1 protein-coding gene is annotated in these 213 nt (G+C 62.0%); it reads left to right on the top strand.

The genetic code is table 11. The features are described from left to right. Window positions 1–22: 22 nt before the first annotated feature. On the top strand, window positions 23–213 hold a 191-nt coding region (locus tag ACPYOG_RS20500; protein ID WP_481295910.1), incomplete at its 3' end, for a hypothetical protein.

Here is a 213-nt window from a genome sequence, read left to right as displayed (position 1 = left end):
TCCGTCGTCGGCAGCGTCAGATGTGTATAAGAGACAGCCCTGGACCGGATGCCCGACCGGTTCGGCAACCTTCGCGTCACGATTAGTAGACACCATCGTCTACCCGAGTAACGGGGTCATTCCTGTCTCTTATACACATCTCCGAGCCCACGAGACACTCGCTAATTTAGGGGGGGGGGGGTTGGTGTTGGGGGGGGGGGGGGGGGGGGGGGG

Source organism: Leifsonia sp. HAY1-4F, from assembly GCF_056755275.1.
Note: the sequence above shows the minus strand (reverse complement) of the source record. Positions and strands in the feature narration are given on the sequence as shown.